The 20,226-nt window shown below is 53.7% G+C and carries 15 protein-coding genes, 3 pseudogenes and 1 riboswitch; of the genes and pseudogenes, 2 read left to right on the top strand and 16 right to left on the bottom strand.

The genetic code is table 11. From position 1 onward, the window contains the following. Positions 1-12: 12 nt before the first annotated feature. The 5 genes from ABD013_RS06700 to ABD013_RS06680 form a co-directional block, all read right to left on the bottom strand. Entirely contained in the window at positions 13-1,236 is a 1,224-nt protein-coding gene (locus ABD013_RS06700; RefSeq protein ID WP_343804146.1) for a CoA transferase, read from the bottom strand. A 150-nt stretch (positions 1,237-1,386) separates the two neighbouring features. Further along, positions 1,387-2,307 carry an SDR family NAD(P)-dependent oxidoreductase gene (locus tag ABD013_RS06695; protein WP_343804143.1) on the bottom strand — a complete coding sequence of 307 codons (921 nt, stop codon included), beginning with the start codon at positions 2,305-2,307 and terminating at the stop codon, positions 1,387-1,389. A gap of 423 nt (positions 2,308-2,730) precedes the next feature. Next, positions 2,731-3,936, bottom strand: a complete 1,206-nt coding sequence (locus tag ABD013_RS06690; protein WP_343804140.1) for an acetyl-CoA acetyltransferase — start codon at positions 3,934-3,936, stop codon at positions 2,731-2,733. Between the two features lie 27 nt (positions 3,937-3,963). After that, a complete protein-coding gene (locus tag ABD013_RS06685) occupies positions 3,964-5,406 on the bottom strand; it encodes a hydroxymethylglutaryl-CoA synthase family protein (protein WP_343804137.1) in 1,443 nt (480 codons plus the stop codon). A 54-nt stretch (positions 5,407-5,460) separates the two neighbouring features. Continuing rightward, positions 5,461-6,600 (bottom strand): acyl-CoA dehydrogenase family protein, encoded by a 1,140-nt coding sequence (locus ABD013_RS06680; RefSeq protein ID WP_343804134.1) that lies wholly within the window; start codon positions 6,598-6,600, stop codon positions 5,461-5,463. A 243-nt stretch (positions 6,601-6,843) separates the two neighbouring features. Here ABD013_RS06680 and ABD013_RS06675 point away from each other — a divergent pair, with 243 nt between their 5' ends. Next, positions 6,844-7,812, top strand: coding sequence for a LysR family transcriptional regulator (locus ABD013_RS06675; protein WP_343804132.1), 969 nt, complete (start codon positions 6,844-6,846; stop codon positions 7,810-7,812). Positions 7,813-8,009: 197 nt separating this feature from the next. Here the strand turns inward: ABD013_RS06675 and ABD013_RS06670 are convergent. The 11 genes and pseudogenes from ABD013_RS06670 to ABD013_RS06625 form a co-directional block, all read right to left on the bottom strand. Then, positions 8,010-8,192 (bottom strand): annotated as a pseudogene (locus ABD013_RS06670) (acyl-CoA dehydrogenase family protein); the annotation flags it as partial. Positions 8,193-8,274: 82 nt separating this feature from the next. Then, positions 8,275-8,424, bottom strand: a complete 150-nt coding sequence (locus ABD013_RS18485) for an acyl-CoA dehydrogenase family protein (RefSeq protein ID WP_425543394.1) — start codon at positions 8,422-8,424, stop codon at positions 8,275-8,277. A 148-nt stretch (positions 8,425-8,572) separates the two neighbouring features. Next, on the bottom strand, positions 8,573-9,400 hold the full coding sequence (locus ABD013_RS06665) for an SDR family NAD(P)-dependent oxidoreductase (protein WP_343804130.1): 828 nt from the start codon (positions 9,398-9,400) through the stop codon (positions 8,573-8,575). Between the two features lie 19 nt (positions 9,401-9,419). Then, on the bottom strand, positions 9,420-9,827 hold the full coding sequence (locus tag ABD013_RS06660) for a MaoC family dehydratase (protein ID WP_425543393.1): 408 nt from the start codon (positions 9,825-9,827) through the stop codon (positions 9,420-9,422). Positions 9,828-9,837: 10 nt separating this feature from the next. Next, positions 9,838-10,278, bottom strand: a complete 441-nt coding sequence (locus tag ABD013_RS06655) for a MaoC family dehydratase N-terminal domain-containing protein (RefSeq protein WP_343804126.1) — start codon at positions 10,276-10,278, stop codon at positions 9,838-9,840. Between the two features lie 19 nt (positions 10,279-10,297). Further along, positions 10,298-11,482 (bottom strand): lipid-transfer protein, encoded by a 1,185-nt coding sequence (locus ABD013_RS06650; protein WP_343804124.1) that lies wholly within the window; start codon positions 11,480-11,482, stop codon positions 10,298-10,300. Positions 11,483-12,337: 855 nt separating this feature from the next. Further along, the gene (locus ABD013_RS06645) at positions 12,338-15,094 is read right to left on the bottom strand and encodes a winged helix-turn-helix domain-containing protein (protein WP_343804122.1); all 2,757 of its coding nucleotides are present in this window, start codon (positions 15,092-15,094) and stop codon (positions 12,338-12,340) included. A gap of 265 nt (positions 15,095-15,359) precedes the next feature. Continuing rightward, the gene (locus ABD013_RS06640) at positions 15,360-16,466 is read right to left on the bottom strand and encodes a DcaP family trimeric outer membrane transporter (protein ID WP_343804120.1); all 1,107 of its coding nucleotides are present in this window, start codon (positions 16,464-16,466) and stop codon (positions 15,360-15,362) included. Positions 16,467-16,672: 206 nt separating this feature from the next. Then, a pseudogene (locus tag ABD013_RS06635) lies at positions 16,673-16,988 on the bottom strand (IS3 family transposase); the annotation flags it as partial. 338 nt (positions 16,989-17,326) lie between these two features. Next, positions 17,327-17,458: pseudogene (locus ABD013_RS06630) on the bottom strand (IS5/IS1182 family transposase); the annotation flags it as partial. A gap of 254 nt (positions 17,459-17,712) precedes the next feature. Next, positions 17,713-18,921, bottom strand: a complete 1,209-nt coding sequence (locus tag ABD013_RS06625) for an OprD family outer membrane porin (protein WP_343804118.1) — start codon at positions 18,919-18,921, stop codon at positions 17,713-17,715. Positions 18,922-19,091: 170 nt separating this feature from the next. Between ABD013_RS06625 and ABD013_RS06620 the strand changes: the two genes are divergently transcribed. Then, positions 19,092-19,382, top strand: a complete 291-nt coding sequence (locus ABD013_RS06620; RefSeq protein WP_343804115.1) for a hypothetical protein — start codon at positions 19,092-19,094, stop codon at positions 19,380-19,382. Positions 19,383-19,741: 359 nt separating this feature from the next. Further along, positions 19,742-19,821, top strand: a riboswitch (cyclic di-GMP riboswitch). The last annotated feature ends 405 nt before the right edge of the window (positions 19,822-20,226 follow it).

Raw genomic sequence — 20,226 nt, 5'->3', positions numbered from 1 at the left:
CCACCGCCGATATCAGTTGGCGGCCGCAACTATCTTCCGATCGAAAAGCTGACCGATCTCGGCATCCGATAGCCCCAGAGTATCAGCCAGGATTTGTTCAGTGTGTTCGCCCAGCATCGGCGCTCGGCCGACTGCTTCCCGCTCGACGGCCGTAAAGCGCAGCGGGTGATCGGGCATCAGATATTCACCGATGCCCGGCTGGTGTACTCGCTGGAACAGCGGGTTGTCCTCTGAACAATCCATATCGGTCTCAACCGTTTCCCGAATACTCTGGTACTTGCCCCAACACACGCCTGCGTTGTCCAACTCGGCGGCTACTCGGGAGAAAGGACGCCGATCGAACCAGGGCTGGAGAATCTCGGTGATCTCATCTCGGCCTCGGTAACGGTCGCCTTCATAATGGAAGTCGAGCCCAAGCCGTTGCTCAAGCTCACCCAGCAGCCTTGAGGTCCCGGTCACCTCGACAATAGCGCGCCATTGATTGGGGCTGACCCCTACGACCATGACCCTTTCTCCGTCCTGACAAACAAAGTCATGCCCGTAGGTGCCATAGATATGATTACCGATCGCTTCGCGATCCGTACCGTTGATCATCATCTCAGCGATAAAGCCCAGATTACCCAGAGTCGCCAGCGCCACGTCGGCCAGACTAACCTTCACCAACTGCCCCTGACCGGTTTTGGTGCGATGACGTTCAGCGGCCAACAAGCCAAGTGCAATCTGTTGCCCCGTGATCACATCCCAGGCTGGCAGCGGATTGTTCAGCGGTTGTGACCCGCCGTTCTCGCCAGTCCCGGTGATCGAAGGAAAACCCACCTTGCAGTTGACGGTATAGTCCAGCGCACTGCGACCATGTCGGTCGCCGACGAGGTTCAGATAAATCAGGTCATTGCGCTGCTCCCGCAACTGCTCATAGGACATCCAGCCCTTGGCCGGGAAATTGGTCAGGAAATGCCCCGCTCCGTCGTCAGGCGACGCGATCAGGCGGGTCAGCAGCTCCTGACCCTCCGGTTTCCGGAAATCCACTGCAATGGAGCGTTTACCCTTGTTCAGACTATGCCAATAGAGGCTCTTACCATCGGCCGTTATGGGCCAACGCCGATAATCGATGCCCCCTCCGATGGGGTCGAAGCGGATGACGTCGGCCCCCAACTGTGCCAGAGTCATACCGCCGGAGGGTGCGGCCACGAAAGCGCTGCCTTCAATAATCCGCATACCCGAAAGTAAGTTTTGCATCTGCTATCTTCCTGCTTGCCGACTGTACAAGGAGCCGGTCAGTGAGTGTCTTGGTCAACACCCACCCGATCTGAGCGGCCCCGGTGTTAACTGCTGCCGCTGGCACCGCACACGGAACGCACACGGTACCCGCGACTCACAAAACGTGGATCAGAACGGATCCCAATTAAAGACATCACCGGAGCGCTCCAGCGGATAGAAATCCGACTCGAAGGCCGGCAGCACTCGATCCAGAACGGTTTCCGGCGTCCAGCCCTCGGAGGTTTGGGCGGAACGGATCGGTCGTGGCTGGCTGAATAGAAAAATCTCGTTATTGCGCACCCCGAAAATCTGGCCAGTCACGTGCTTGGCGCGGTCGCTGCACAAGGTCACCGCAAGGGTAGCGATCTTGTCCGGTGTCATCTGCTGGATCTTGGCAACTCGGGCCTTTTGCTCATCGCTGTCGGTCGGGATGCTGCCGATCAATCGGCTCCAGGCGAAGGGCGCGATGCAGTTGGAGGTGACACCATAACGCTGCATATCCAGCGCCATGGACTTGGACAGGCCAACAATGCCCAGTTTGGCCGCCGCATAGTTGGCCTGACCGAAGTTGCCGATCAGTCCAGAGGTCGACGTCATGTTGACGAAAGTACCGCTACCCTGCTCACGAAAATGGGGCGCGGCAGCGCGGCTGACGTTGTAGCTGCCCTTGAGGTGAACCGCGATAACGGAATCAAAGTCCGCTTCGCTCATCTTATGGAAAATACCGTCACGCAGGTTGCCGGCGTTGTTGACCACGCCATCGATGCGACCGAAATTTTCGATGGCCGAACGGATGATGGCCTGGCCGCCCTCCCACTCGGTCACACTATTAAAGTTGGCAACCGCTTCACCGCCTGCCGCCAGGATTTCGGCCACCACCTCATCGGCTGGCGACTGGTCTGCACCTGAACCGTCGGCGCTGCCGCCGATATCGTTAACCACTACCTTGGCGCCGTTGGCTGCCAGCATCAGGGCCGTTGCCCGACCAATACCGCGGCCAGCACCCGTGACGACGATGACTTTGCCTTCGAGAAGTTGTTTATCACTCATGACTGTCTCCTAGATTTTTTGTTGTACTTAGCATGAGGTTTTCAGCCCCAGCCCAGGAGGGCAGAGGGCTAAAGGTCTCAGGTATTGTTGATAAAGTTTCGGCCGCTTACCCGTAGTGCCAGTGTTTCTGCATCGCTCGCATACCGGCAGAGCGCATCGCAGGCAACAAGCTCAGTGCTGCTGAACGCTAGCTCGTAGCAACACAACGGGTATCGGTCCAGCCGGTAAGCGTCCAGACAACTATCCCGAGAACAATGCGATTTGAGGCTCTTCAAGCCAGCATGAGACTGGTCGCGGAGTCGGTTTGCCGATTCGTCAACCAGCGCCAATGCTGACTGATTCCCCCATTTGTCGCTTATATGTCTTCTATTTAGTAATCCGGCGCATACCCGCGTGATGGCCTTTAGGGCCATCACGCGATCCTTACCCTTTTTCGTACCGTCCAATAATCGAGATACTGCAGATGTTCTGGTGTGGGAAACCGCCCAGATTGTGATTCACGGCCAAACGGGGGTCATTCAGCTGACGTGCGCCCGCACGCCCCTGGAACTGCAGGTAGTTCTCATAGATCATGCGCATGCCGGAAGCGCCAATGGGATGGCCGAAACACTTGAGGCCACCGTCGATCTGACACGGAATGCGGCCATCGGCATCAAAGTCACCGTTGAGGACGTCCCGTACCGCCTGCCCCTCGTCGGACAGCTGCAGATCCTCCATCGTCACCAGCTCGGTAATCGAGAAGCAGTCATGCACCTCGGTCATGCTGATTTCTTCCCGAGGCTTGCAGATGCCAGCCTCGTCATAGGCCCGCTGAGCCGCGACGCGGGTGGTTCTGATGTGCGAGCCATCCCACGAGCTGAAACCTGCTTCCTCACCGCTGGACACCGCCAACTGCAACGCCTTGACCGAGATCAGGTCGGTCTTGCCGAGGCTGCGGGCGATCTCCGGCGTTGTTACGATGGCACAGGCAGCACCATCACTGACGCCACAACAATCGAACAGGCCGATGGGTTCGGCGATATAGGGCGCACTGAGCGCCTGCTCTTCGGTGATTTCACGCTGCAGATGCGCCTTGGGATTCTTGGCGCCATTGATGTGACTCTTCACCGATACGCGAGCCATGGCGCGCTTCAGGTCTTCCTTGGAGACACCATGCTTGGCGCGGTAACCACTGGCCAGCTGGGCAAAGGCGCCCGGCGCTGACAGATTAGGCCAAAACAGATCGTTATCGACACCGCGGGTACGCTGCGGCAAGCCGCCGTAACCGACATCTTTAAGCTTTTCTACACCCAGTGCCAAGGCGATGTCGCAGGCACCGGATGCAACCGCGTACACCGCACCACGAAAGGCCTCCGTGCCGGTCGCGCACATGTTTTCTACCTTGGTCACCGGGATATAGGGAAGCCGCAGAGCCATCGCCAAAGGCATTGCGCTTGAACCAACATTGAAAGCATCAACACCGGCACCGAACCAAGCCATCTGAATCTGCTGCTTATCGATTCCGGCGTCTGCGATGCCTTCCTCGAAAGCCTCTACCATTAGGTCGGACGGACTGGCATCCCAGCGCTCACCGAACTTACTGCAGCCCATCCCCAGGATAACGACCTTGTCTTTGATTCCACTCGCCATTGTATTTACCTCACGTAAGCTGCTGAGTTAGTGCTGGGCCGGAGAGGCTTTCCAGAAGTACTTCCGGAAGCCACGCTGGTTATCAAACTGACGGATACGGAAATGCAGTGATACCGCCACACCACTCTCGATGCTGCCGGGTTCGACTTCGGTGAAGTCCATCATCAGGCGGCCGCCCTGCTCAAACTCGACCATGCCGAAGTAGGCAGGCGGGTTCCAATCGAAAGTCAGCCGGTCGGCGGTCCACGTTTTCACGCATCCCCGCATACCGGCCATCACGAAATCATCCTGGCTGTGCAAAGCACCGCACTCGGGGTTAACACAGTAGTTCTCTTTTGGCAGCTGCACCGTGTCGCACTCGCGACATTTACCGCCAACGAAACCAGTCAACAGGTCCTTGCGGCGATACATGGCCGCCAGGTAGCTCTGCTTATCTACTTCGCCACGCTTGCCGATCTCTCGCTCAACCAATTTGTTGAAGCTCAGAAAACGGTTGTAGTTAGCATCTTCCCGACGTCGCGCCAGGGCACCACTGAAACCATTGTGCGGCTTTGCGCTCGCCAGCCGATCAGTGGCGCGGAACAGCAAAGCATCAGTTCCCTGACCAAAGCCCGCCAGCAGAATCAAGTCACCTGGCGCCGCCTTTTCCAGTACTGATGTCAGCAACAGGATCGGGTGCGCCACACCGGCCACACCGATCCTGTCGATCAGGTTATCCACTACCGCATCGGAACGAATACCGATCTTCTTGGCCACCGCCCCCGGGGTACGCGCCTGGTCCGACGCCAGCACGAAGTGCGCTATGGCACTTGGCTCGACACCAGCCTTGCCCAGCAGACGATTGACCACTTTGGGCACAGCCTTCATGTATCCCTCATCGCGGATCCAGCGCTCTTCCCACTCGTAATCCAGGGTAGAGTCTTCGCCGCGATAGTGGTCAACAAAGTCCGTGACATACGTTTCGCCGCCGATATACTCGGCGATCACGTTGTCACCGCCGACCGCGAGTGCAGCGGCACCGTCCCCCCACAGCATCTCCGCGCGAGAGCCGCATTTGCTGCGGCGATGTTCAGACGCTACCAGCAGCGCATTGCCCGATTGGCCCGACTCAAGCAGTGAGATCAGAGCGCTGGTACCTGCGCGCTGGGAAGCCGCGACATCCATCGTCCGAAGGCGATCCCCCAGGTTCAGCGCCTGACTGACCACCACCGAGTTCTGGCGATCCAGAAACGGCAGCGTAGTTGAAGCCAGATACAGAGCCTCTATCGCGCCCCCGTCCATCCCCGACAGACAATCCTGAGCAGCCTCGACGGCCATGGTAATAGTGTCTTCGTCCCAGTTGCAGACGCTGCGCTCACCCCTGGCGAGGCCACGCAGGCTGGAATCAAACCAGTCGTTGGCCTCGGCGATCGCGGTCTTCAGCAAGCGGGATTTCGGAATGTAGGCACCATAAGCTGTAATACCAAACATCAGATGTCCTTCCTTTATTAATCAGTAAACTCAGCGAATATCGATCAGGACCGATTAGAGCGAACGCCCGATGACCAGCTTCATGATTTCGGTCGTACCGCCGTAGATACGACGAACGCGGGCATCAACGAACATGCGGGAAATCGGGTACTCGCGCATATAGCCGTAACCGCCGAACAACTGCAGACACTTGTCGACCACTACCCCTTCGTTCTCGGTGGTCCACAGCTTGGCCATGGCACCTTCTTCCGGTGTCAGGATGCCGTCATTGCATTTCCGCAGACACTGATCAAGGTAGGCCCAGCCCACCTCGAGATTGGTCTTCATCTCGGCGAGGGTGAATTGAGTGTTCTGGAAGTCCGCAATGTGCTGACCGAAAGCCTTGCGCTCCTTGACGTACACACAGGCTTCGTCGAATGCACGCTGGGCCTCGGCCTGGGCGCGACAGGCGATGGTGATACGCTCACGTGGCAGTTCACGCATCATGATCTTGAAACCGTCGCCCTCTTCTCCAACCAGGTTGCTGACAGGAACGCGCACATCCTGGAAGAACATTTCCGAGGTATCGGCCCCCTTCTGACCGATCTTGTCCAGGTTGCGGCCGCGGGAGAATCCTGGACGGTCGGTTTCGACGATGATTAGACTGATCCCGCGACCACCGGCATCAGGATCAGTCTTGCAGGCCAGCAACACGAAATCGCAATTCTGGCCGTTGGTGATGAAAGTCTTCTGACCATTAATCACGTACTCGTCGCCATCGCGCACGGCAGTAGTACGAATATTCTTCAGGTCACTGCCGACACCCGGCTCGGTCATTCCTATGGCTGCAATCTTCTCAGCGGTCACCATCTTCGGCAGCCAGTAGCGTTTCTGTGCTTCGCTCGCGGCATGCATAAGGTAGTAGGCGACGATGTCCGCGTGGACTGAAAAGCCGACACTGGCACCACCGATGGCATATCCGGTTTCTTCAGACACCACCATGTTGTAGAGGAAATCAGCGCCCGGACCACCGTATTCCTCCGGCACACCACAGCACAGGAAACCATGCTCGGCGGCTTTTTCCCAAAAGCTGCGAGGGACTACCCCCTCGTCTTCCCACTGCTCGATATTGGGCTCCAGCTCGGAGCGAAGGAAACGGCGGATATTTTCGCGGAATAGTTCGTGGTCACTGTTATAAACTGTGCGGTTCTGCATGTTTAAATTCCTTATTGATCGCACCTGGACAGACGCCTGATCCCGCTAAATCACCGGCGAGAACAACGAATGTCGTTGACACAAACAAAGCTACCAATAAGGAAAAGCATCAACAATTATATAGTTTTTATAGGATCTATACTTTTTGTGAATACTTTCAGATTTTAATTACGCCTTGCCCCTTCCATAATTCAAGTATTTAATAGATAGTCCTATAGATAATTTTTATAAAAGATTGCCACTATGCCCTTCCAGCTGAACATCGACCTTCGTCAGTTGAATACCTTCCTTACCGTTGCTGATACCGGAAGCTTCAGCCGTGCCTCAGAGAAGCTGTTTATCGCTCAGCCCGCCTTGAGCCGGCAGATCCGCATGCTTGAGGAGGCGCTCCATACCGATGTATTCGTTCGTCACGGTCGAGGTGTCGTACTTACCGCAGCCGGGGAGTTGTTATATGAACGTGCCCGAACCCTGCTGCAAAGTCTTGAGCGCACCCAAGCCGATGTCACCGCAGTAGCGGGGGAAGTCACCGGCAAAGTCATATTGGGACTGATCCCCACGATGACACATGCCTTTACCGGTAGAATTATCGAGGATTACCGTAAGAGTTTTCCCCAGGTAAGCCTGGCAATCAAATCGGCAATGAGTAGCACCCTGCATCGAATGGCAATGCAACACAATCTTAATTTAGCCATTACCTACATGAGCAGCGCACATAAAAACCTTCGCTATCTTCCTCTTCTCGAAGAAAGGCTCTATCTGGTTTCTCCAATAAACACCAAGGAATCAAAGCTTTCTGAAATCGCCCTTGAAGAGGTGCTGGATCTTCCGCTAATGATGCCGGAAGAAAAGCATGGCCTCAGGGATTCGCTGGAAATACAAGCAAATCAGAGAGGCAAGCCTCTCAACCTGGTCATGGAAGTTAGCGCCTGGCCCATGCTGACTGACATGGTCCGGCGTGGGCTTGGTTATTGCATTTTGCCCGCCCCGGCCGTGCATGAAATGGAACTCCGGCAAGAGGTCGTCGCCATTCCGATTACTGACCCCAAGATCACGCGCACACTCGCCCTAGTTACGCCTATCGACATCCCTCCGTCTGTCGCAACAATGAAACTGGCAGAGATCATCATGCAACATATCGCTTCCCTGGTATCCACTGGAGCTTGGGACGGCAAGTTACTCTTCGACCCCAAGGAACCACTGAACAACTAATTTCATAATGACCAACTGGATGCCACCTACGCTGCGTTGCCCGAATGATCATTTCGTGTGAAAATCAGGAAGTGAGCGTTTATATAAAAATGCGCTTGCATGTTCATGCAGGAAAACTACGAGAACGACTAGAATCAACAGAAAAACAAATATACATCAAAATCAAAAATCATTAGTAAGCATTAATGATTTTTAACTTAACGATCAATCTTATAACCCAGCCATAAAGCCCGAGCAATAATCTCTTTCATAATTTCGTTGGAGCTACCGTAGATCTTGCTAGTCCTTGCATTTATATACATGCGAGCTATCGGATACTCCATCTCCATCATGTAACCGTAACCACCTTTCATCTGAAGAAGCTCATTGACAATGTTCCGGGAGGCTTGGTAACAACGAGCACCAAGTCAGCGTGGTAGCCAATGGTAATACATGGTCTTGGAGTCGTTGACCACATACGCGTTATCCCTGCGCCCAAGCATCACGGTCAATACGCTGTTGTTGCCACCAACGCGCTTCGTGTGGTGCAAGTTCGCTGGCAACAAAGCGGCGTGTCGAGTCTTGGAAGATCACCAGGTTGTCAGTAAGCCAGATTTGGACATTTACGGTCATGGAAGACCTCTGGCATTAAAATGGCTGGCTGTAACCGCCACAACAAGCGTTGCGAGAGACCTTGAGTACCGAACCTGAGCCGGTACCCAAGGGCTGCACGGGATGACCACACTGCCCAGCCTGATCATCCGACTGTGGACCCGGTTTGTCAGGGGCGACCTCCGCCCACAATCAGGACCTGTCCGGAAACATAGTTCGACTCTGGAATACAGAACAGGTAAACACCACCAGCGGCCTCTTCCGGTGTACCGGCACGCCCCATCGGAATCAACGTGGCCGCATTTTTAGCCATCTGTTCGCTGATGCCGACTTTAATTTCGCGGCCTCCGACATCAATCGTCGCACCAGCACCCGCCGCCGCCGAGGTCAACCGGGTTTCGATCAGGCCGAAAGCAACACTGTTGACGCAAACCTTGTAACGTCCCCACTCCTTTGCCAAGGCCTTGGTCAGACCGTTGATGGCTGACTTCGCCGCCGAGTAGTTAGCCTGCCCCGGGTTCCCCATGACACCGGAAACAGATGAAATATTCACCACTTTGCGGAACACTTCATGCCCCGATTCCGCCTCTTGTTTTGCCACTTCACGGAAGTAATTGGCGGCTGCACGGAGAATACGGAAAGGCGCCGTCACATGCACATCAAAGATGTCTTCCCACTGTTTGTCAGTCATCTTCTGGATTACGTTATCCCAGGTATAGCCTGCATTGTTCACAATAATATCCAACCGCCCGTACGTTTCCAGGGCTGCCTTAACAAAGCGGTCGCCGAAGTCCTCGTCCGTCACGCTGCCGACACATGCGACAGCACGGCCCCCTTCAGCAACAATCTCCGCAACCACCTCTTCTGCCGGCGCGGCATCAAGGTCGTTGATCACAACCGCAGCGCCGTCCCGGTGCAACTTCAAGGCGATCTCACGGCCTATACCGCGCCCCGAACCAGAGACGATCGCAACCTGACCTTCGAGTTTTTTGCTCATGCTCATTCCCTTCTATATTTCAGGCGCCCAGGGCTACGACAGCTTCACCGGACAATTTCGTTTCACCCGCCTGGTTTCGTGTGGCGACTTCCAAACGTATGGTGCCATTGATGTCGTCCTTTTCGACCACTTTGGCGGAGCAGGTAATTTCATCCCCGATATGCGTAATCGCGACGAAACGCACCGAAAACCTGCGCAAGCTCTCCTGTGGCACCCAGTTGGTCAGCAGACGGCCGAGATACGCCATGGAGAGCATGCCGTGTGCGAATACATCCGGCATCCCAGCGGCTTGGGCAAAATCGCTGTCCACATGAATGGGGTTGTGATCACCGGAGGCACCGCAGTACAAGGCCAGGTCCAAGCGTCTGATCGGTGCAGTGGTAAAAGCGGGCAGTTCGTAGCCGACTTCAATATTTGAAAGATTCACTGTCATCTCCTCAGTTACGTACGACAAGGCTGTTACGCAGCTCGGCAACAAGTTCGCCATCCGCATTGGTCACACATGTCTCACGCACTACAAACTCCAAGGCCCCACCCTTTTTGTCATAGATATCAACAATTTTTGTTTCAAAGTTCAGGCGTTCACCGGCATAGGCCATACGGTGATAGGTAAAACTTTGTTCGCCATGCAGGATACGGCCGATGTCGATGTTCAAACGTTTCAGCACTATCGCTGAGCTGCCCGCCTCCATGTCCAGACAGAACAGGAAGGTCGGTGGTATTGGCAAATCGGGATAACCTGCATCACGCGCCGCACTCACATCGCTGTAACATGCCTCCTTCTGACCCGTAGCTTTGGCGAAGAAACGCAGGCGCCCGGCTTCAACCAGCTCTGTGTGGCTGGAAACAACTGCGCCGATATGACTTTTGTCGATCATAAGTGAAGTTCCTCTGCTATTACTGGCGCTGGTACAGGGTGACTACACAGGCACCGCCCAGCCCCAGGTTATGCTGTAAGGCAAAGCGAGCGTCTTCCACTTGAGTGGCATCCGCTGTACCCCTTAACTGACGAGTCAGCTCGAAACACTGAGCAAGACCTGTTGCCCCCAGCGGATGGCCCTTGGACAAAAGGCCACCCGACGGGTTGGTCACGATGCGGCCGCCATAGGTGTTGTCTCCATCCAGGATGAACTTTTCCGCCGTTCCTTCAGGCGTCAGCTTCAACCCCTCGTAGGTAATCAACTCGTTGGCAGTGAAGCAGTCATGTAGCTCGACAACCTGAATATCCTCGGGACCTATAGCCGCCTGCTCATACACCAGATCGGCCGCGTTGCGGGTCATGTCGTATCCCACTACCTTGCGCATATCACATTCATCGAAGGTGCTATTACGGTCGGTCGTCATGGCCTGACCGGCAATCAGAACGTCCGTATTCAAGCCGTGCCTCTTGGCAAAAGATTCGGAACAAATGATCGCAGCGGCCGCACCACAGGTCGGTGGACAGCACTGCAGCCGAGTAAGAGGATCGAAAATCACCGGCGCAGCCATAACCTCTTCCAGCGTCACCGTCTGGCGAAAGACAGCCAAGGGGTTACGTGCAGCATGCTGACGAGCCTTGACCGATATACGTGCGAAGGTCTCCCGGCTGATACCATGCTCCTGCATGTAGGCGCGTCCGGCTCCACCGAAAAATTGTGCTGCGCGAGGGACCTGTTCATCGTAGCCTTGCAGCTCGCTCATGGTTTTGGCGAAGCGAGCCATAGGGCTAGCCCTGTCGGTGTAGGTCCCCTTCAATGCCCCCGGTGTCATTTGTTCAAAGCCCAGAGCAATGGCACAGTCGATGGCGCCACTTTCCACGGCCTGACGTGCAAGAAACAACGCAGTAGATCCGGTAGCACAGTTATTGTTAACGTTGATTACGGGGATACCGGTCAAGCCGACGCCATAAACCGCCGCCTGACCACTCGTGGAATCACCATAGACATAGCCGACATACGCCTGCTGCACAAAGGCATAGTCAATGCCCGCATCAGCCAGGGCCGCCTTGGCAGCATTCGCCCCCATGATGTGATATTCATCGCTAGTGCCAGGCTTGGTGAATGGGATCATGCCAACCCCGGCTACTACCACTTTATTGCTCATCGTTCTTCTCCTGAGAAATCGGACGGCCACCCACGCTGTCAGCTGCCCGCCCGGGACTGCTCTTTCAAGTAGGGATCACGCAACTTGCACTTGAGGATTTTCCCAGCCGCCGAAAACGGCCGCTCGGTAACAAATTCCATTGATTGCGGGTATTTGTATTTCGCGATGTGAGGGGGCTGTGGGCACGAATGCCATAGACAGAGGTGGTCGCGGAGCTTGTGGAAACGATCGCTATGCTCACGCAATATCCGAGGACGTCCTCGAAAACATTCGCGTTATGCTCCTGCTGCTTCGGCACTACCTTATGCAGCCCTTGAGTTAAATACATACCCCACCCGGTGAATTGTTATTTTTATAAGGGCAGCATATCCACGGGGATTCGGAAGCACATGAGTCGAAGGGATGAAGCTGCAAACAAGGGGCGACTAGTTCCTATGAACTGCGCCCCCTTGGTTCTTTCCTGTCCAATCCCGACATCATGCCTAGCTCCCCTCGCGGAAATTCTGGTTAGCTAGCGCACCGGATGACGTCACGTTCAGGAGCTAACCACTTGGCAGACGCAGTTACGAGAATCGAGAATTGGATAGGCAGACCAAGGCGTGCAGAGCGCGACCAAACAGCTGCGAGGAGTACACACATTGAGCTTGAGAGAAGAAACACGGCAAAAGGCCTTAACCCTATTGGAAACCGTCTTTTTAACAATACAGGAAAAGGGAATTGTGAGGAGAAGAGGTGCTTCGTGGCAGATTAGGCCGGACGCGGTCAGCCGGGCCACTGTAGGCCCGGTTCGATATGCCTGAAACGTTCAGCGCTTGCAGGCAAGTCCGTATCGCCACTGGCACCTGCGGGCAGATATCATTTCAGCAAGCCCTGAGCCCTGGCAATCGCGATCGCTTCGGTACGCCCGCGCGCGCCCAGTTTGGAATTGATGTTTCGCAGGTGACTTTTTACCGTAAAAACGGAAAGAAACATTTTTTCTGCGATGGCCTTGTTGCTGAGCCCCTCAGCCAAAAACCGGATGACTTGACGCTCCCGACCCGTCAGCACTTCCTGCTGGTCAGTCTGGTCTTTCTCAGTGACGGCTGTCTGGTCAGATCTATCGGCAAAACGCTGTAGCAGGCGATCAAGAAAGTGGGCTTCTATCCCCAAGCCCGCGCAGGCTTGCCGGCCAACCCTGGCCCAACGCTGCAGCAATGCACCTAAAGCATCTCCCTCGTCGAGGAAACTGCGAACAAAGCCCTCGTGGCTCGCCAAACGCAGTGCTTCGGTAATCTCTTCGAAAGCCTGTGACTCATCGCCCAAGCCATCCAAGGCCAAGGCCAGCAACAAACGCAACTTCAGCAGCCGTCGAAAGAGATTCTTCTGCCGGTTAGCTTTGATCGCCAGATTCAGGGCATCAATCGTTGTTGTATACTCCCCCTTCGCGATGCTCAGTCGCGCTCGGGCAATACTAGGCACATCCACATCGTTAGCGTAAAACAGGATATCAGGCTCTTCCCAATCTCCTGTCGCTTCCACAGAGCCCAACATTACTTGAGCACTGTCCAGTCGATTCTCCAAAATAGCGGTACGGGTACGCTCCAGCCATGCCGAGCATACTATTCGAGATGAGCCCGCCTGGAGCCCAATCTGCTCCAGGTCGGCGAGATGACGCTCGTACCCATTACGGTCACCGTCCAGGTAAGCAATGCGTGCCAACAGAATATGGCAGGAAATCAGCGAGTCCGGCGGGCTGCTTTCCTTGGCATAGGGAATAGCGTCGGAAAGCCGTCGTTTCACCTCCTTTAGCTCGTCAAGTTCATAGAGCATAAGGGACGAAATGATATCCAAGGACGGCTTACCGCCAAAAAAACCGCCGGCACTTTGCTCACAATTACGCTCCATGGTGACCTCAAGTCGAGCGATCGCCGTGCCGAGCCGCCCCTGCAGCAAATCAATAACAGCCTCAATCCCGAAAGCAATCGTGCGCATTACATTTGAATTACGCTGAGTGTTGCGCAGCAGTATTCGGGACAGCAAACGCTTAGCCTTGTCATAACGGCCGGTGGCGACCATGCTGATAGCCAAGGCATTTGCAACACTGCCATACTGAAACATTTCCTCTTCAGGCATCCGCTCGATATGCTGGCTGCAGAGCTGGTACCCTTCCTCGATACGATCGGTCAGCACCAGGACCAGGCAGCGAATGGTCTGGGCTTCACGCACAAACAGCTCTCCATCCTCCCTCCGCCATTTTTCAATACGGCCTACCCATCCCAGGGCTTGCTGATAGCGTCGATGAAGCGCCAAACTCCAAGCATATGCCAAACACAGGCGGGGGTAGCACTCAAGCACATCTGTGGGTAGACGATCCACCCAGCGCAACAGAAGGTGTGAGCGCCCCGCATCGGTGAGTTCGGTGATAATAAGGTCAATCTGCTCTGCCGCCTCACCCGGCGCTCCCCCTTCAAGCAGATGGTTAATGGCCGGCACTGAACGGTTCTGCCTCAGGTACCAAACGGCGGCTCGATGATGTAATTCTTGCGTTCGTCCGGGAAAGCGCCGCTCGAGGGAGCCCTTAAGATAGCTGGCGAATAGATTGTGATAACGAAACCACTCATGGCCGCTATCCAGCGGGACCAGGAACAAGTTATTGCGCTCCAGCCCCTGAAGCATATCAGCGCTGTCGCTTTCACTAAAACCAGTCACCGCTGCGCATAGCGACACATTCAGCTGCGACAACACACTACTGTCGAGCAGGAATTGGCGACAGGCCTCGGGCTGCCGCAGCAGAATATCCTCGGTCAGATACTCAGCCAACTCCAGGTTTGAGCCGGAGAACGAAGCCACAAAGGCCGCTTTGTCCTGCCGGTCCTGTAACGACAGACTGGCCAGGTAAATGGCGGTAATCCAGCCTTCAGTGCAGCGATATAAGGTGGCTATTTCTTTATCGTGCAGGGCCAACTGACAGTTGTCCTGAAGGAAGCGAGCGGTCTCGTCAAAGGAGAACCGAAGAGCTCTCGGATTAATATCCAGCAATTGACCACGGGCCCGGAGCCGCCCCAGACCAATATCCGGCGTGGAGCGCGAGGCAATCACCAAAACACTGCCTGCCGGCATGTTCTCTATCATCTGGCGGGTAAAATTAACCAGGGCCGGGGTTTGAATAACCTCGAACTCGTCAAGCATGATGACAAAGGGACTACTGATCCGGGCCAAACGCTCGAGCAGGTGTTGCGCCTGCTGCAATTCATCACCCTTATCTGCCTCTACCCGGCGGGCATCACGGCCCTCAAAAACACATAAGCCTGCATCAAGATTCATGAGGAAGCGCCCGAAGTCGTTATCCGCTCGATCCAAGTGAATCCACAGTGTCTGTAGACCCGCGTCCATACAGCATTGGTGATACTGCTGCATCAAGGTGGTTTTACCGAACCCTGCTGCCGCCCGAATGAGGATCAGACGAACAGCTTCGTACCGAAACATCCGTTCTAGTAGCGACTCACGTACCAGTTTCCCAGTTTTACTGGCAGATACGGCCAATTTTCCAGACTTAATACGGCTCTCTTCGACCTTCCGAGGCTCAATCCGAGGCGCTTCACCAGCCGAAAATACCCGTTTGATTGATACCATGTCTGCAGCCAACTCCTTTTTACGGAATTTCGAAACCTCGTATGCAACATCTGTTACCCCATGAGGGGTTCCAACAAGGTGGGCTTAGAGATATTTAAGCCCGATTCAGTATGATAGTACGCCAACGACACCATAGACTCCATAATAATATCGTTATAACCTTTATCGTATATAAAAAATCTGGCAACCCGGGGAAGAGGCTGCCAGAACTAACCCGATAAAAATCAGGTTTTTACGAATTCACACTAGATATATAGACAATAAATTAGAAGTTATATTGCGCGGCAAACATCAAGCGATTGGCACTAGTATCTGTTCCGTCTACCTTTTCTTTATACCAGTTGCTAACTTCAACACCAAACATAACATCCTTTACTGGTGTCCACTGGTAGTTAATAATGATGTTACGGTTCAATTCAGATTTGCTGTTGACAGCAATCCCGTCAGCAACAGCATCATCCCAGTCAACCTTAGCCATACCAACACCTAAATTAATTCTGTCACCACCATCCAGCTTAAAGGTAGCACCCAGCTGACCTGCATAACCGGTGATATTTTGCAGGCTGCCAGAGGCATCCAGATAGGCATCATCTGCATAAGACTGGTACAAGTATTTGTTGGCACCATCAGAGTAGTTGATACTACCTTGAATACTAACATTTTCAGCTATAGCGACCTTTCCCGCACCAAATACAGCATATGCGAAAGTCGAGTCATCACTCACACCATTATCATGGGTGTTCTGCTTGGCAAGCGCACCAAAGGAAACACCCCCACCATTGGCGCGAGACTCATAGCGAGCCGTAAATGCCGGAGAGCTCTGCTTCAAGGCAGCACCATTCGCACTATTGAAACCACTACGAGGATCCTCAATAGATACTGAGAATTTTCCATTTGTATAACGTAGCTGGGGCTCACGGTGCTGCAGCCCTGGAACACCAACCAAACCATTGAAGTCAAGTGTTGGTGTAGATGCAACAAAGCTATTGTAGTTAGACCAGTACTGCCCTGCCAGGAGACCTTTATATTCGCCATAAGCATGACGAAGCCGCATAGTTCCTGTGTAGAAGTCACCTTCAACGACGACTTTAGGACCATTTTCTTTCTTAATACTGACACCAATACGCGACTGGTTTGCCGTAGCATTAAACTCGCCCGTGGAGCCTGAATCGTTTAGTTTAGGGAACAAGCCATTTTGTGCACCGCCGCCAATACTTTCATCAAAATCATAAGCCATGTTCAAGCGCACATAACCATATACACTTGCTTCATAGTCTCCTACGTTAAAACTTACAGCAGAAGCATGACTTGCCACGCCAATTGCAAGGATAGAGGTTAGTGCCTGGATTTTTTTTATTTTATACATTGACATCTATTATGGCTCCATAATTATTTTAATTTTATAAACCTTGTCGTTCGATAACCACTACACAGAATTATATCTTTCAAAAAACCACAACAAGAAATTATCAACACACCTTTTAAAAAACAATTATATATATTATATAGATGACATACATATATTTTATAATTCATTGCACTGCTACAAAAACGTGATAAATCAAAATTCATCTATCGTTACCACAAGGTGAACCGCCCCGAGTTTATTAGACAATCTGTCTTTTTAGCTGAGTACTGCTTTTCAAACTCTCCCGGCGAAAGCCCACGATTGGAACCATGATGCCGACTCGACGTTGTAAAACATCTCGATATAGCCGAACACATCGCTCCAGACTTCTGACCTGTTCGGATAGATCCTGCGCTTGATCCGTTCGCGTTTAAGTAGCTTGAAAAAGCTCTCTGCAACCGCGTTGTCGTGGTAATTCCCACGTCTACTCATATTGCAAGCCAGATGATGGGCTTTCAGGAAGCGCTGCCAGTCATCACCGGTAAACCCCTGGACTCAGGCGGATTGTTGCTGCTGGTAGCGACAGGCCTTGTTGCAAGTGGATATTTGGTTTGAACTTTCAGGCAAGTCGTAAAGAAACGTCCTTTGAGGTCTGATTAATCGACTATCTCTTCCCCAACAGCGGGAGCATTAAGCCACTTAAGATCCTCATCTGTCAGTTCGAGGGGGTCTGCTGGGAGCAATGACTCAAGCCCCACCAGGAAACCTGTGATTAAGTCCGCGATTCCGGGTTGCCCCCCGATTCTTATCTGAAAAGAGCCCTCAGGCGAGCGTATTTTCCCGCCTTAAATGGGTCAAAACGAGCTTTTCAGGCACCAGACAGGTTAACCCTGCGCTCTCAACATCTGATCCACACGTACAACGTTGGCCAGTGCAAACAGCATCGCTAACTTGCCGTCGTTTTTCTTCAGGCCGGGATAACCTGCTTTAACGAAGCAGAACTGGCACTTGATGATGATGACCACTCATTTCTCAAGCGGCACATGCCTGTCGCAGACCTGATTCCCCAGAACCAGCCGGTCCGGTTCAGCAATACAGCTATCGCCATGATAGCGAATCAGCCTGTCGTGACATCAGCGAGAAGAACGCAAAAAAACGGAGGCCGAAGCCTCCAAAGCCGCTTACAAGTAACGGGGTTCACATACCAGCAGGATGGCCGGCGCCGACCGATAGCTTGTTGATGAATGGTCAGCGCCAGGGTGGGGCAGGGTTACAGCAGGTTGGTGCGATAGTCGGCGATCAGACGGATGTCGTTGATGCGGGGCACCACGGCGTCGTCACCATCGACATGCGCCACACGCAGACGCAGGCTCAGCCCCTTGGCGGCGCCATCCTGCAGCGTGTACTTGGCATCGAAGTTGGTTTCACGGCGCTGACCGTCATCACCACCGGCGTAGTCGATATCCCAGGACTCGGTGTGACGCGCCATCAGGTGCAGGCCCGGTACGGACGGCACATCGTAATCAACACGGAACTGCAGGGACTGTTCGTCTTCTGCATTGAAATCGAGCAGCTGTACGGCACCCCAGGTGAAGAACTGGGTATTGTCGTCACCGCCCCACTGCTGATCGTAGCCATCGTTGCCGCCGATGGTCTGATAGGCCAGGGTATAGGCCCAATTGCCCTTGGACAGGCGGCCGGTCAGCCCGGTCAGATTACTGTCATAGTCGGCGCCATAGAGGTCGCCGTCATCCTCACCCCGCATATGGGTCAGGTCCAGCAGCAGGTCATGATCCGCCAGTTTGGTGGTGTAGCTTGCGTTCAGGTAAAGCTGCTTTTGGTAGTCGTCCGCCACTGCGTACTGCAGGTGTGTACTCAGGCCGTTATCAAACGTGTAGGTCGCACCCAGTGACTTGATGTCATAGGTTTCACCATTGGCCGCGCGGTATTTCTCGAAGTCCTCGCTGTTGTTCATCGACGCCCTATCGGAGTAGATCGCGTACAGCTTGCCACTGCCCAATTTGGCTTCGCCGTAGAAGCCCTGGGTGCTCGGTGCAGAGATGCGCGACGTCAGGTCGTTCAGCAGCGGCGTCATCAGAATCATGCGACCCAGTTTCAGGTCGACATTCTCGACCGGGCGCAGCTTCAGGTAGGCCTGCTCCAGCGTGGTGTAACCATCACCTTCCGGCGTCAGCACATCAGAGGAGTTTTCAGTCTTGTCGCCTTCCAGCTTGGCCACATGAACGGCAGAGACATCCACACCGACCATGTCATTCCAGTACGGAGACAGAAGTTCAAAGCGGAACGCCTGACCCGCCGCGATCGTATCCGGGATACCCTGATCAAAGTCGCGATTCATGTAGAAGGTACGGAAGTCCAGGTTGACCTGCATACCATCATCACTATCGGCCGCCACGGCCGGAACAGCAGACATCACGCCCAGTACAGCGATAGCCAGTGGAAGTTTTTTTATTTTCATGAGTTTACCTATTTTCCCCTTTGGGTATTGAGTGTTCGATGCATGGATATTGCTACCGGTGGGGGCACCTTTTCCGAACGAAGTCGTGCACGCTTGCAGACCACGGCCGGTTGGCAACGGGCATTGATGCCTGCAAGGGCTCAGCGACCTGCCTGAGATAAGGCTGTGGAATGCAAGGCCTCAAACGGACGGCTTTTTGCAGTGTGAATATCGGACCACCGGATCTCCGGGGACCGAAAAAAGAACTGAACTGTCAACTGCCCGTGACTTGTATGCATCAAGGAATGCAGACGGGCTGGAAGGGATATATTGCGGTTCATTCCGCACCTCAGTACTTCGTTATTCTTGTTATGCCGACCGCAGAGGTGTACTCAGCAGAAGAGTCTGTATTGGAGGAGAAGTCTACCGTCGATATCGAGAAAGGTGCTTTGAATATGCGCGCAAAAACAGCCGAAAAATGAAAGAATCAATCTTTTAGCTGCTCCATTCTGAAACAGGTATTCACAACAATCCGCAAGTCGTTGAATAAATTAGGCATGTAAAATCCATCGATCGGTACCTGACGGGAGCTCGGCAGAGACACGGATGCAGACCTTGCCGCCAAGGGGCAGTCTGTAACAAGGGCCAAGATATCGATCATCGCCAGGCAGGCTATGGGGACACTTGACGAACAAAAACCGTCTTACATAAGAGACAAACAAGTATTATTTATTGATCTGACGCAACTTATTTTTTGGCAAACCCTGCCATTTGCTGCTAATGTGCATTTCAGGTTTGGTGCTGATGCGATCAGCCAGAACCGCTTTCCAGCGAAGAGTCTCTCTCGAAAAGGCAACGGTCCTTTATATAAGGATCGGCGCAAAGCTCAGGGCCTAAGGAAACGGCTGCCGGGTTACCGAAGGAGAGATTCACCCTAACTGGGTCGCCGGACAGACACCCCTTCAGAGTGCTGTTAACAAACAGTATTCTGAAGGGGTGTTTTTGTATACGCCTTTCATCCCCCATGTACTCCGTCACGTCAGCCCGGGACACGCTCTCCGGGTTGGTGCTTGCTCACGCCCTCAATCTGAGCAGCTGCTATTCCAAATCGAAAATTAATGTATTAAATTAGAGACACAATAATGGTTGCCGGTTGGTAGTCTCAAAGCCTGAGGGGAGCTTCCCTGACGGCCAGTATCACCGGCACACCTCTCCAGCACGAGATGGCCAAGGATGGCACCCTCTCTACCCTCGCCTTCCTGCCCCCCGTAATACTCCGTTCCGGCATGCACGCTGGACGAATATGACCGCGAAGAAATGGCTGTC

This window comes from Marinobacterium maritimum (genome assembly GCF_039523155.1).
GTDB classification, from domain to species: Bacteria; Pseudomonadota; Gammaproteobacteria; order Pseudomonadales; family Balneatricaceae; genus Marinobacterium; species Marinobacterium maritimum.
Note: the sequence above shows the minus strand (reverse complement) of the source record. Positions and strands in the feature narration are given on the sequence as shown.